The sequence below is a fragment of the Microcoleus sp. EPA2 genome (assembly GCA_020882975.1).
In the GTDB taxonomy this organism is placed as follows: Bacteria; Cyanobacteriota; Cyanobacteriia; order Cyanobacteriales; family Microcoleaceae; genus Microcoleus.
On the sequence record JAHRFD010000023.1, the window covers coordinates 27626 to 40168 of the forward strand.

The window sequence follows — 12543 nt, forward strand, 5'->3', positions numbered from 1 at the left end:
TTGACTGTGGACGCTAGGGAAAACCGTTATAGTGATTGTCAAGAAATAGAATCTTTGAGGACAGAAGTAGGATGCAGCAAAAATAGGGCAGCCTTTTTTGCTGTATTTTCAGATAACTGAATTTGCTTGAGTTCCACAATACCTTCACTGATAAAAGTATCTCTCAAGGCTGCTTTTTCTCCACTGTTGAAGCTGGTTTCATAAAAGATTTCCCGAATCCCAGCGGCAATGACTAATTTAAGACAATAAATGCAGGGTTCTAAGGTGACGTAAATGCTAGCTCCATCTGTAGATATACCATGTCTGGCGGCCTTGGCGATCGCATTTGCTTCTGCATGAACCGCCCGCGATGGTAAGGTTTTACTAGCATCACAACTGCTCAAACCAGGATAGCAGAATCCTTGAGAGATGCAGTGCGCCGAACCGGAGGGGGAACCGTTGTAACCGGTGGCTAACACTTGCCTATTTTTAGTGATCACAGCACCTACGGGAAAGGCCAGACAAGTCGATCGAGTGGCTGCTAATTTGGCTAACATTAAAAAGTATTCATCCCAATCTGGTCTTTGAGGAGGGTCGTAGTTGTCTGGTGTGTTCTGCATTTAAAGTATAGAATTAGAAGTGTATGAGAGACGCTATTTATTGCCAGATGCCAGTGGAGCCAAATCCATTATCTCCTCTAGAGCTGGAACTTAACATTTTAACTTCTTCAATTTCCACGCGAATTACTGGCGCGATAACCATTTGAGCAATTTTCATGCCTTTGGTAACTTGAAAATAAGTGTTACCATGATTGATTAAAATGACTCCTATTTCCCCTCGATAGCCTTCATCTATTGTTCCTGGCGCGTTGAGTACAGTGATTTGGTTTTTGAGAGCCAAACCACTTCTAGGACGAATTTGTGCCTCTGTTTTTGGGGGTAATTCTATTGATATGCCTGTATGAATTAACTTGCTTTCTCCGGGAATGATTTCTAATTCATCTATGGAAAATAGATCGAGTCCAGCATCAGATTCGTGGGCGTATTTGGGGATTATGGCTGATTCGTGAAGTTGCCGGATTTTTAATTTCATCTTGTTTGGTGAGGATAAGGAAGACGGAATAATGCTGAGATAGCAAACTTTTTAGCGTTCTCAATGTTAGTTGTATTGGATTTTTTTTAACCGCAGAGACCGCAGAGGACGCAGAGGGGGAGAAGAGAGGGATGAATAATTGCGAATATCGGAATTATTACGGGGCTAGTCTGGCTTTTCCGAGGCGAGTTGTTGTGTACCATTTCGCAATGGCTGGGGCCCAATTTTCAAAATGGGGCCACATCATTTCGCAGAGTTTTTGAATTTCGAGTTGAGCATTTTTCTTGTTTCTCAAGTCAGCAAAATGCAGGAATGACCTTAAATTGAAACTGACTACAAAGTGCTGGCGGTAGTCAAAGGGTAATTTGCCTCTGGCGTGTTCTTCGGACATTCCGCCATCGAAGTCTATTTTGTAACGTTTAGCGGCTTCTAGACACCACTCTAAATCTTGCTGTCTTTGTTGGGGAGAATAGTAGTATTTTTTGCCTTCGCGGTCTGTATAATAATCTACTGGGCGGAGGTAAAAAATATCTTCTATATCTTTTTTGCCGGTGGCGGCATCTAGAAATTGATTTCCTGTATAACGGAGGGATTGCACATCAAATGATACTCCTACACGATGTGTCCTGGCCTGCTGCATGACGCTGTGGGGAAAGTAGCCGCAATTAAAGATAATTTGGGGATGTTCTAGGGGGCCGTAATGACCCCGATCGCCTGCGAGGAGCCTTTTGACGATTATTTCGCCACATTCGGCTTCAGATGGCCAGGAATCCCGTTCGTCAAATACGAAATTCTCTGTATAGTCTTGATGGAGAGCAGCATATATTACTTGCTGAGGATTGGGTGTTTGAGAAATAACTTCTACTCTGAATTTATCCATTATATTTTTATTTTTATTTGGGGATGTCTCTTTAGTTTGATTTTTCAACATCCTAGATTATTTCATAACCTGTCCTTTTTGGCAAGTTCTTTATGCTAATAATTCACTGACACCTAAGCTAAAACCTGAAAGTACATTTTGAGTGCTAGCCACTTCATCGGCATTAAATAATAGCCAATTTTTCCCGGCATTCACAAAGATTAATCGAGCTTCTGGAAATAGCAGCCAGATTTCTAAACATCCAGATTCTAAATATTCTTGAGCTTTCGCAAATAATTCTTCGGCGCTATCTTCAGGGGAAGCAACTTCTGCTATCAGGGGAAAACTTTGGGAAAATGCTGTAAAATTGCCTGATTGTGGCAGTAGTTCAGGAGTTATGTAAGCGACATCGGGACGGCGGCCTTGTTTGTTAGTGCGACAAAGGACTTCTGTAACAACTTCTCCTCCCTGTCCGCTGGAATTTTTGTAATTTGTCCACAAGGTAGATAATTTAGACTGAGCCAGACCGTGCTTGAATGTCATTCCTGTTTTCTCCACTAAGTTGCCGTCAACCCATTCCATTCTATCAGCAGGCTTGACTAAAAAATCTTCGAGAGATATGACTTGTTTGGGTTCTGATTCTGGCTGAATTTCTGCTAGGTTTTCTAATTGCTGCTGGGATTCTGGCTCTATTTTTGGGTCGGCATTTTTAGGTATAATTATAGTAGCTGTCACGATGGCAACCTCTCTTTGATGATTCTGATCTTGGATACTGCTAGTATAGCTTTGCACTAGGGGGCTTCGGAACATGAGACGATCGCCATTTTACTTGACGCAAGCGCTCCAGGATCGAGGCGACCCCGCCACGGGCGAAAACATCCATCACAGCTATTATGGACGGCTATACCGAAAGGCGCAGGACACCTAATCTCCCTTGACGACACGATCGGCTTCTAGTTCAGTCAGATTGGTCTCGGCTGCTGATAAAATCTATAATGTGCGATCGCCCTTAAAAGATTGTCGTCAATTAGGCGATAATTTGAAAACTATAGTCCTAGACCCATGGTGACGGTGTGGCAAAGATTGGAGATGCTTCGCGACCCTGAGAATAACATGATTTAGGTTATTAGTGCATCCTGGAATAAACAAATAACTAATAACCAGTAACTCCTAATTAATAACCAGTAACTCCTAACTAAGAAAAATGGCAAATGTTCGCTTACAAAATATTACCAGACGCTACCAAAATGTCACCGCCATAGAAAATATTAGCTTCCAAATCCCGGACGGAGAATTTTGGGTATTAGTCGGACCATCCGGTTGTGGTAAATCTACAATCATGCGGACAATAGCAGGTTTAGAAACGGCAACTTCGGGCAATATTTATATTGGAGATAATTTAGTCAATCACATTCCAGCCCGACAGCGGGATGTGGCAATGGTATTTCAAAATTATGCGCTTTATCCGCACATGACTGTGGCAGAAAATCTGGCTTTTGGATTGCGGATGCGGAATGTTGAAAAATCAAAAGTTCAAGCAAGGGTGGAGACTGTAGCCCAGACGCTATCGATCGACCATCTCCTCAACCGCAAGCCGAAACAGCTTTCAGGAGGTCAGCAACAGCGGGTAGCACTGGGAAGGGCGATCGCCCGCGAACCCAAGGTTTTTCTCTTAGATGAACCATTGTCTAACCTGGATGCTCAATTGCGAGATGATACTAGGGCCGAACTTAAACTACTGCATCAGCGGCTAGGAATTACTACTATTTATGTCACCCACGACCAAGTGGAAGCGATGACTTTAGCGGACAAAATTGTTATTTTAAATCGCGGTCTGATTCAACAAATTGGAGACCCTCAAACTGTCTATGCTAAACCAGTAAATCGGATGGTGGGGACATTTTTAGGCAATCCGGCGATGAATATTTTGCCTGCAATTTATGCGAACGAATCTTTTCAAGTGGGAAATCAATCTCTAGCTTGTCCGCCTTCGATTCAGAAAAAATTGCAGCCTAGGGAAGGACAGGGTTTTGATTTGGGAATTCGTCCTGAACACATAGCAGTTTTTACTAAATCCATGACGGATAATGAGGATTTAAAAACCGATGTTTGGGCCTTAGAAAAAGTGCCTCTAGAGTTAGAGGTGAAAGTGGTTGAACCCTTGGGGCGGGAAACTTTAATTCGGGCGAGTTTGCCGATGTTGAGTCCAGAAACTACGATACAGCTAGTGGTGCCTGGGAATGGGCGCTACCGATCGGGCGATCGACTGAGTGTAGAGCTTGATTTCGATCGACTATTTGTATTTGACCCTTCCACCGGGGATACCCTCTATCCTCGATAGTCGGGTGCTTAACCTGAATATTTCAGAGCGAGCGGTATTGTTACAAAAATTTACACTTGACATTTATGAATTTGCCAAGTAATGCTAAAATTAGTTTAAGTAACATAGAAAGCCATCCCCCCAAAGAATTATTTTTTGTGATTTGGGGCGTTCCCGATCCACAAATTCGCACTCGCGGAATTTTTAAATGAATTCTGAAAAACTGCCTCAAATGCTGCAAACCGGATTTCACCTAGCTTTGGGTGCAACTTCTTTTTTAATTGAGACATTGCAAGACCCGCTGAAGCGAGAGGAAAATCTGGAAAAATTAAAGTCAGACTTGGGTGTATTAGCCGATGAGTTACTAGAAAAAGGAGAAATGGCCGATACAGAAGCGCGGAATTTTGTAGATACTATTTTTTCTGGGCAAAACGAACGGGAGAATACCGAGAGTGAATCCGTCTCGCCTCAGCAATCGAATTCACCCCAAGGTAATCCTCCCGATGCTGTGTCACAACCAGACGTACAGTTAGAGATTCAAGAGTTAACTGCACAAATGATGGCACTCAGAGCCCAGTTAGAAAGTTTACGCGCTGAAAATTCTCAGGATTAAAGCATCTTGAGTCGCAGACAAAGTAATTTGAAATTTTTAAATCAAAAAAGGTATTTCGCAAGCAAACAACCTCCTCTAACACTGTTGCAATTAGGAGTAATGTAAAAAAAAGCCGTTCTAAGTTTGACATTTACATTGTGCTAATTGCCAATTCTGCTACCAGCCTCATGTACAACAAACACCCATAACTGATTCAATTCCTCAACACAGCCGGACTGGATGAAGCAAATTTAGTCATTGTCCCACTTTTCCGAACCGATGAGGTCGGCGATGCGATCGCGCAGTAAAAAGTCACATTTTTCCAACTCGCACTCTACACAGGCCCATTCGCGAGGCGGAATGAATTGGCACATCGTATAAATGGGCTGCTGACGGCTGAGAACGCCATCATGCACGAGGTGACGTGCTTCATCTTGGATAACATCTAAAGAGTATTGCAAGGGGTGGATGGTGGACTGAATCATAATGCGCCCTCAATGTTTGCTAAAAATTTTTATGGCCTTATTAATAATATAGTGTACACCCAACTAATTCCTAGATTAATTTTTGTCTGTATATATAGATACAATTTAGTTATATAAACTTAAAAGAAATTCTAATATTTACACAAATCAGCTCCGTAAGGACTTATTCGGAGTTCCACTAGAGCTCTTTTGGTCTGAAAATTTTGATTTTTCGCACATACTAAGTATATTTACTTAAATGCAAAATTAACAAAAATTTATAAAACTTTAATCAATAACTAACTCAAGCATGGTCCTGGTGTCAATTCATTGAAAACTGGAGATTCCAGAATCCAAGACCGAAACTCCCTGTGCATGAAAGGCCCGTGCTTTAATGCACAACTTTGTTAGTTACCCTAGAGGCTTTGAGTCTAGGCCAAATAGTAATTCTAGGGCGATGGCTTGGGCACTGGGCATCTGACCGAAACAAAATATATGGGGAATGCTGGGAGATAGGTGGGGCAAAAATTGGTCTAAAACGTAGGGACTTCCGTAGATTAACACAGCTTGAAGTTCACCAGTTGTTAATAATTGCTTAAACAAATCTTGAGCAGCCAAGGTCAAGCCAGCACTCCCTCGGAAGCAGTTGCCACGAATGAAAACTTGCAGCAAAGTGGGAGTAAAGCACTCTGCATTTGTATTCTGTGCGATGGAGGCTGTGCGATCGTCAATTAGTTGCAATTCGTAACCAAACTTGGCCGGCAGGGCGATCGCGGGAGTGTGGTTTCCCAAAAATTCGCACCCCAAAACATCATCTACAACTATTAAATTCCGCAACGGCTGATTTTTTTGAGTCTGCGACACAGCCAAAGGTAGATTGCCGCCAAATTTCAAGGAATCTCGCAAAATATCAGCAGCAATTGTCGTGGCAGCCGGATGTGCCAGCAAACTTAAGTCGATCGAATTTAGCGATTGTAGATTCTTGCTACCGCTTTCGACAACAGCAGTTTGATGCTTACGCCTGGGCTGCTGGGCGGGTTGGGACGGTTCAGAAATCTGCAAACCAACTTTACGCTTAGCCTCCCAAATTCGCTTCACAGATTCCTTGATTTGGGTTCTAGGAATCCTACCTTGAGTCACAGCTTCACAGACAGCCTGAATTGCGCCGTGGGGGTCTAGGGGCATCAGTAAAACATCAGCACCAGCAACAGCCGCCAAAACCGCAGCTTCATTTGGGCCATACTGATTGGCGATCGCCCCCATGACTAAAGCATCGGTTACGATCAAACCCTGAAAACCCAACTCTTGGCGGAGTTTCCCCATCAAAATTTTGCGAGAAACAGTAGCCGGAAACTCGGCATCCCAAGCCGGAATCAGCAAGTGGGCGCTCATCACAGCATCAACTCCATGGGCGATGGCTTCGACAAAAGGAGGCAACTCAACCTCCGCCAATCGACTTGGGGAATGGGGCAAAACAGGCAATTCCAAGTGAGAATCAACGGCGGTGTCGCCGTGGCCGGGAAAATGTTTGGCTGTAGTCAAAACCGATTGTGTGCTGGCGCCGCGAATAAAAGCACTGGCTAATTTGCTGACAATTGCTGGTGTCTCCCCAAAAGCGCGGACGTTAATTACCGGATTGTCAGGATTGTTGTTGACATCAACTACTGGTGCCAGAACCCAATTGAGACCGATCGCCCTAGCTTCGATGGCAGTCACAGCACCCATTTGTTGGGCATAGCATTGTGCATCTGTTAGATTTTGCTTGGCAATTTCTGCGATGGCCATGGGTGGGGCAAACCAAGTTGCGCCACTGAATCGCTGGCCGACACCTTCCTCAATATCCGCCGCCAGTAATAGCGGAAATTTTGCCCAAGATTGCAATTGGTGCGATCGAACTGACAATTCCGCAGCACTTCCCCCCGCCAAAATCACACCACCCACACCCAATTTTTCTACGTAATGGCGGAGTTTGTCGGCGGTGGGTTCCCATTCGGGATAGCGAATTTGGCGATCGAACAAATAGCCAGAAGCGCGCACTACGAACATCTGGGCTACTAATTCTGGTAGGGAAAGATTGTCAATCATGGGAAATTGGTGATTGGTAACAGGTAACAGGTGATTGGTGATTGGTGATTGGTAGCAACTGCCAAGTGCCAACTGCCAATTGAATTAAAATACTAATCCTCATCTGTATCGTCAATGTCATCGTCGCTGAATTCTGCATCTGAATCTTCTAGATCCGGTTTGCGATTAGCAGAAAGCTGATTCAACAGTATTAACATTTTATCACCTCGTTCTAGGGAGCGGTCTTCGAGAAAGGTGACTTCTGGTGTGCGGCGCAGTTGCATCCTTTGGCCCAACTGGTTGCGGACGTAGCTAGTAGCGGATTTTAAACCTTCCATGGTCTCGGCTTTCGCCTCATCAGTACCGTAAATGCTGACAAAGATTTTTGTGTGCTGAAGGTCTCCCGAAACAATTACTTCGGTGACGCTAACCATACCGGCACCTACTCGATCGTCCTTAATGCCGTTGAGCAACATGAGGCTGACTTCGCGTTTAATCATTGAAGCTACGCGCTCTATGCGACGACTTGTAGCCATACCAACTATCCCCTACTTTTAGATCGGCTATATCTGCCGTTTTTATCCCGATTGACAATTGTAGCGCGATCGGTATCGGTGTTATGCGCGATCGGTCTAAAAATTAGGATTAGTATGACAGGGATAAAGAAGCAGGACGAGCGAGCGCCGTTAGTCACTTGTGCAAACCTAGCCCAGGACTCACTCTCAATCTAAAACACATCGAATATGAATATTCCTCAGTCAATTGTTCGTATTTTTCTCATGCTCCCGAACGGTCAGATTGTGGCACAACTGCGAGATAATATTCCAGGTATTGCCAGTCAAGGGATGCTGTCTACTTTTGGAGGTGCCGTGGACCTTGGAGAAAGTCCAAAGCAAGCGGCAGTAAGAGAACTGGAGGAAGAAACTTGCCTCAATACCAATTACACCATGGAATTTATCGCAACTTTTATTCACCCAAAGACCAAAAAAAATCCCCAAATCATACAAGAAAATCACTTGTTTTTGGCGAGAGTTAGCAATTTCGAGGACATAGAAATCAAAGAAGGTGTGGGTTTTGTGGTTTTGAGAAAAGATGTAGATTTTGGGAAAGTAAACGCAGGGGAGGGTACTCAAATGGCTTGGAAATTGTTGCAGGAGTATTTAAAATAAACAGTTACTTACAATACTAAAGTTAGATAAAATCCTGTCTTCATCGTCCTGTATTAAACTCTCTCTTCTCGAACTTCGCGTCCTTAGCGCCTTCGCGGTTAAATCATTCCCATACAACCGGAATTGATATTACTACTAAAATCACCAGATTGTCAAAGGGAAAAAAACTCATGGAAAAAGAATTTAGTGTTGGTCAAAAAGTGCGAGTTATAGCGATGCCACCCTACGTGAAAACTGCGGAACGGATGCCGATGCTGCGGCCTGCTAATGTAATTGCGATCGGCGCTGAGGGTATTGTAGTCGATCGGCATCCCGGCAATTATTGGGGTATTCGTTTTGAAAAAGGTGCTTTCCTCCTAGACAGTCAGTATATTGAAGCTGTGGAAACTATTGTTGAGGGTTGAAGGTAGTTATTGGTTATTTGCTGTGCGCCGTGTCTTTGGATGCTTCGATGAAGCTGAGCTGGTGCAGCCAATAACTAATGACTAATGACCAATGACTAATGACTTTTCAAGAAGCTATCTGAGTTTTCAAATCCAAAGAATTTACAGTAACTTCTTCCAAAACTTCCTGTAGATTCAGAGTTTTTAAATTACAAAGTTGAGGTCTTCCCAAAAAATAACCTTGACCATAATCAACTCCTAGCTCTTTGAGTTTTTCCATAATTTCTTCATTTTCCACATACTCAGCTATAGTGGTAATTCCCATTACATGAGCAATTTTTGTGATGGATTCCACCATGGCAATATCTATTTCATTATTGACAATATTTTTAATGAAATTGCCATCAATTTTAATATAATCAACTGGCAAACTTTTTAGATAAGCAAAGGAAGACATCCCGCTACCAAAGTCATCCAAGGCAAACTGACATCCCAGTTTCTTGAGTTTAGAAATTAAACTAGCTGCTTTGCTGAGATTGGCGATCGCCACGGTCTCTGTAATTTCAAAACAAATGATTTCCGGGGGGATTTGGTGGATGGAAAACTGCTCGTAAATAAATTCAATAAACCGTTCTTCGTTGATGCTAGCACCAGAAAGGTTAAGAGCATACAGGCTGGCATAGTTACCCATCGATGACCGCAAGTTAGGCATGGCACAACAAGCAGGCAAAGTGGCGATGGGCTGGCTGTGGGGGCTTTGGTTCTGGGCTAAGGAATTTGGACCAAAAACTTGTGACAAATTGGTAAATAAAGTGCGGAGGACCCAGCGGTCGATCGCGTTCATTAAATTGTATCGTTCGGCCGCCGGAATAAACGCCATGGGCGAGACTAACTGACCGCTTTCAAGCTGGAGACGGAGTAGGATTTCGCAGTGTACTCCTGTGGTTTGAGGATGTAGCAAATGTACGATCGGCTGAGAATACAAGCAGAAGCGATTGTCTTCTAGGGCTTGATTGATTTGCACTACCCACTGGGTTTCGCCGTGCTGCTTGAGCAATTCCCGATCGCCCGATCGATAAACCTGCACTCGATGGCGACCTTTATTTTTAGCAGCATAACAAGCAATATCGGCGGCGATCAAAATTCCAGAGGCCGATGGTGTCTTGTGATTAATGGCAACTAAACCAATACTGACACCAATAGAAAAAGTTTTGTCTAGCCATCCGAACCGGAACCCTTCTATGCAATTTAAGAGAGATTCTGCTACTTCCAATCCCTTTTCGGCGGAACATTCGTACAGGAGTACGGCAAACTCATCGCCACCGAGACGGGCTAAAATATCGGTTTTGCGGATATTATTTTTAAATAGCTGACTGACTTGACGAAGTAATTCATCCCCAGCCATATGGCCGCAGGTGTCGTTGACTATTTTGAAGCGATCGAGATCTAGGTACAGCATGACGTGTTCTTGGCCATAACCTAGAGTCCTGTGGAGGGCGTATTCTAACTGGTATTCAAATTCGCGGCGGTTGACTAATTGCGTCAGGGAGTCGTGAGTTGCTTGCCAAGTTAATTGTCGCGCTTGAGTTCGCACTTGAGTGACGTCTCGGAACACCACGACGGCACCGATGATTTCGCTATCGCTGGCGTGGATGGGGGCGACGCAATAGTCGATCGCAAATTCGCGGTTGTTGCGGGCAATTAACAAGCTGTTTTGTCCTTTGTCTACAATTTGACCTTGGGACAAAGCGATGTCAGCGATATTGGCGATCGACATCCGGGTAGTTTCGTCAACTATGCTGAGCACCATTGCTAGGGGCAAACCTTTGGCTTCGCAGGTTGACCAACCAGTGATTTTTTCAGCGGCGGGGTTGAGGGTGGAAATGTAGCCACTAGCATCTGTGGTAATTACGGCATCGCCGATCGACTGTAAAGTAACTTGAGCGAGTTCTTTTTCTTGAAAAAATGCTTGTTCCAGCCGCTTGCGATCGCTAATATTGCGCTGTACAGACACCCAGTGTGTCACTTTCCCCGACGCTTCGGCAATGGGTACGCTGTTGAGTTCCACCCAATAAGTCGAACCATCTTTGCGGTAGTTAATCAATTCCAAACGCAGAGGTTCGCGGCGAGAGAAAGCGCGGCGAATTTTGGCTACTTGGGCTGGGTCGCTTTCTGGGCCACGCAAGCAACTGGGCGTTTGTCCGATGATTTCTGTGGGTAGATAGCCCGTCATTTGGGTAAAAGCTTCGTTGGTGTAGATGATGGTGGGGTCAGAGATATCGCTGTGTCCGGCATCCATAATCACGATCGCGTCGTTAGCGTTGACTACTGCTGATTCTAAAAGATGTAGCCTGGCCTCGGCTTTGACGCGGGTGGCGATTTCGTTTTCTAGTTGGGCGTTGGTTAAGCTGAGGGAGGCGATGGCTTTTTGCAATTTGTGAGTTTGTGCTTGGACTGAATCGTGGAGCACATCGATCGCCCCTGACATTTCCATTGGGTCTAGTGCTCGGAGTAAACTACTTTGGGTAACTATGCCTTGAAGTTCTCCCTGTTCTCCGGTGACAACCAACCTACGGACTAAGCGTTGCTGCATTTCCCGATGAGCTACCCACAGGGAGTCTTCTGGTTTGAGACAAAACAAGGGGGTACTCATGACTGTTTGGGCGATCGTTTGGGATAAATCTATTTCTAGGGCTTGAAATTCTACCATATCCCGTTCTGTGACGATGCCTACGGGAATTGGCAATTCCCAATTTCTAGATAATTCTGTTTCTGTAATGACGACGCAGCTAACACGGTGTTGGGCCATCAACTCCGCTAAACTCATCACTGAAGCAGTTACCGGGGCTTGAATGACTTGAGTTGTCATTACTTCTTGGACTTGGGACATTTTTAAGATATTTGCCGGTTGCAACATGGCTTGGCGAATGCTTTCGGGGGTAATTACTCCTAAAAGTTGACCGTCATTGTCTAATATGGGTAAATGCTGAATTTTGTATTGACGAAGCAAAATTAGGGCGCTGAAAATGTCTTGAGCTTCGGATTTTGTCAGAGTTGCTATGGGCTGTTTCATTACTTCGGCGATGGTGACAGCTTTTAAGTTTTTGCCTGAAGCAATCAAATCTACCAGGTCTCTCTCAGTAAATAGTCCTTGCAATGGAGAAATGCGATCGGCATCCCAAGAGCAAGTTTCTTTCAATTTGTCCACGACAAAGACGCAGCCACTTCTGGTATCTCGGAGTGGGTCTGCGGGTGTGAGGGGATTGGTAATTTCTGTTAGTTGGTGGTAAATACTTGTGGGTGGAATTTGTGTTTGGCGGGGACAACTTTCGCGTAGTTGACCCATGAGGGTAATTACTTCTGCTAATGGGGTATTTGGCGCAACTGTCAAGGGGCTGCGGTCAATTACTTGGTCTAAGGTTGGTAGATACTTGGAGGAATGGTTTTTTATCATATTTAATTTTTGGCGATCGCCTGGAATTTAGGACTTTTGAGCAAGGCACTGCTGGCGAGTTCTTACCCCAGTAGTATCTAGATGGTTTCACGGTGGCTAGCTTTGGTTGAGTTAGACTCATTAACCCCATTTTTTTGTCGGAAAAATTAGAGGTTTAGCTGCGATCG

At 44.4% G+C, this 12543-nt stretch carries 13 protein-coding genes; 5 read left to right on the forward strand and 8 right to left on the reverse strand.

Features of this window, described 5'->3' with window-relative positions; genetic code table 11:
• Positions 1-38 precede the first annotated feature (38 nt).
• The 4 genes from AAFP14_RS19010 to AAFP14_RS19025 form a co-directional block, all read right to left on the reverse strand.
• Positions 39-599 carry a deoxycytidylate deaminase gene (locus tag AAFP14_RS19010; RefSeq protein WP_341733779.1) on the reverse strand — a complete coding sequence of 187 codons (561 nt, stop codon included), beginning with the start codon at positions 597-599 and terminating at the stop codon, positions 39-41.
• A 37-nt stretch (positions 600-636) separates the two neighbouring features.
• Positions 637-1071 carry a dUTP diphosphatase gene (gene dut, locus AAFP14_RS19015; RefSeq protein WP_341733780.1) on the reverse strand — a complete coding sequence of 145 codons (435 nt, stop codon included), beginning with the start codon at positions 1069-1071 and terminating at the stop codon, positions 637-639.
• Between the two features lie 157 nt (positions 1072-1228).
• Entirely contained in the window at positions 1229-1951 is a 723-nt protein-coding gene (thyX, locus tag AAFP14_RS19020; protein ID WP_341733781.1) for an FAD-dependent thymidylate synthase, read from the reverse strand.
• A 90-nt stretch (positions 1952-2041) separates the two neighbouring features.
• Entirely contained in the window at positions 2042-2665 is a 624-nt protein-coding gene (locus AAFP14_RS19025; RefSeq protein ID WP_341733841.1) for a Uma2 family endonuclease, read from the reverse strand.
• A gap of 469 nt (positions 2666-3134) precedes the next feature.
• Between AAFP14_RS19025 and AAFP14_RS19030 the strand changes: the two genes are divergently transcribed.
• From AAFP14_RS19030 to AAFP14_RS19040, 3 genes are all read left to right on the forward strand, one after another.
• A complete protein-coding gene (locus AAFP14_RS19030; protein WP_341733782.1) occupies positions 3135-4271 on the forward strand; it encodes an ABC transporter ATP-binding protein in 1137 nt (378 codons plus the stop codon).
• 65 nt (positions 4272-4336) lie between these two features.
• On the forward strand, positions 4337-4462 hold the full coding sequence (locus AAFP14_RS19035) for a hypothetical protein (protein ID WP_341733783.1): 126 nt from the start codon (positions 4337-4339) through the stop codon (positions 4460-4462).
• Positions 4459-4863 (forward strand): hypothetical protein, encoded by a 405-nt coding sequence (locus AAFP14_RS19040; RefSeq protein ID WP_341733784.1) that lies wholly within the window; start codon positions 4459-4461, stop codon positions 4861-4863. Before AAFP14_RS19035 ends, AAFP14_RS19040 begins: the two co-directional genes overlap by 4 nt.
• A gap of 230 nt (positions 4864-5093) precedes the next feature.
• On the opposite strand, the gene AAFP14_RS19045 is transcribed toward AAFP14_RS19040, so the two are convergent.
• From AAFP14_RS19045 to rbfA, 3 genes are all read right to left on the reverse strand, one after another.
• Complete coding sequence (locus tag AAFP14_RS19045) at positions 5094-5327, reverse strand: DUF4327 family protein (protein ID WP_340518115.1); 234 nt, start codon at positions 5325-5327, stop codon at positions 5094-5096.
• A 390-nt stretch (positions 5328-5717) separates the two neighbouring features.
• Entirely contained in the window at positions 5718-7391 is a 1674-nt protein-coding gene (locus tag AAFP14_RS19050) for a glycoside hydrolase family 3 N-terminal domain-containing protein (protein ID WP_341733785.1), read from the reverse strand.
• Between the two features lie 92 nt (positions 7392-7483).
• On the reverse strand, positions 7484-7906 hold the full coding sequence (rbfA, locus tag AAFP14_RS19055) for a 30S ribosome-binding factor RbfA (RefSeq protein WP_341733786.1): 423 nt from the start codon (positions 7904-7906) through the stop codon (positions 7484-7486).
• A 207-nt stretch (positions 7907-8113) separates the two neighbouring features.
• Here rbfA and AAFP14_RS19060 point away from each other — a divergent pair, with 207 nt between their 5' ends.
• Together AAFP14_RS19060 and sipA are read left to right on the forward strand one after the other, a co-directional pair.
• Positions 8114-8539 (forward strand): NUDIX domain-containing protein, encoded by a 426-nt coding sequence (locus AAFP14_RS19060; protein WP_341733787.1) that lies wholly within the window; start codon positions 8114-8116, stop codon positions 8537-8539.
• A gap of 170 nt (positions 8540-8709) precedes the next feature.
• Positions 8710-8943, forward strand: a complete 234-nt coding sequence (gene sipA / locus AAFP14_RS19065; protein ID WP_341733788.1) for a regulatory protein SipA — start codon at positions 8710-8712, stop codon at positions 8941-8943.
• A 106-nt stretch (positions 8944-9049) separates the two neighbouring features.
• On the opposite strand, the gene AAFP14_RS19070 is transcribed toward sipA, so the two are convergent.
• Positions 9050-12376 carry an EAL domain-containing protein gene (locus tag AAFP14_RS19070; RefSeq protein WP_341733789.1) on the reverse strand — a complete coding sequence of 1109 codons (3327 nt, stop codon included), beginning with the start codon at positions 12374-12376 and terminating at the stop codon, positions 9050-9052.
• Between the last annotated feature and the right edge of the window lie 167 nt (positions 12377-12543).

Excerpts from the sequence above, each read along its gene's own strand:
- dut (WP_341733780.1), bottom strand. The coding sequence starts at position 1,071 with ATGAAATTAAAAATCCGGCAACTTCACGAATCAGCCATAATCCCCAAA.
- thyX (WP_341733781.1), bottom strand. The coding sequence starts at position 1,951 with ATGGATAAATTCAGAGTAGAAGTTATTTCTCAAACACCCAATCCTCAG.
- rbfA (WP_341733786.1), bottom strand. The coding sequence starts at position 7,906 with ATGGCTACAAGTCGTCGCATAGAGCGCGTAGCTTCAATGATTAAACGC.
- AAFP14_RS19045 (WP_340518115.1), bottom strand. The coding sequence starts at position 5,327 with ATGATTCAGTCCACCATCCACCCCTTGCAATACTCTTTAGATGTTATC.
- AAFP14_RS19010 (WP_341733779.1), bottom strand. The coding sequence starts at position 599 with ATGCAGAACACACCAGACAACTACGACCCTCCTCAAAGACCAGATTGG.
- sipA (WP_341733788.1), top strand. The coding sequence starts at position 8,710 with ATGGAAAAAGAATTTAGTGTTGGTCAAAAAGTGCGAGTTATAGCGATG.
- AAFP14_RS19040 (WP_341733784.1), top strand. The coding sequence starts at position 4,459 with ATGAATTCTGAAAAACTGCCTCAAATGCTGCAAACCGGATTTCACCTA.
- AAFP14_RS19070 (WP_341733789.1), bottom strand. The coding sequence starts at position 12,376 with ATGATAAAAAACCATTCCTCCAAGTATCTACCAACCTTAGACCAAGTA.
- AAFP14_RS19060 (WP_341733787.1), top strand. The coding sequence starts at position 8,114 with ATGAATATTCCTCAGTCAATTGTTCGTATTTTTCTCATGCTCCCGAAC.
- AAFP14_RS19050 (WP_341733785.1), bottom strand. The coding sequence starts at position 7,391 with ATGATTGACAATCTTTCCCTACCAGAATTAGTAGCCCAGATGTTCGTA.
- AAFP14_RS19035 (WP_341733783.1), top strand. The coding sequence starts at position 4,337 with ATGAATTTGCCAAGTAATGCTAAAATTAGTTTAAGTAACATAGAAAGC.
- AAFP14_RS19030 (WP_341733782.1), top strand. The coding sequence starts at position 3,135 with ATGGCAAATGTTCGCTTACAAAATATTACCAGACGCTACCAAAATGTC.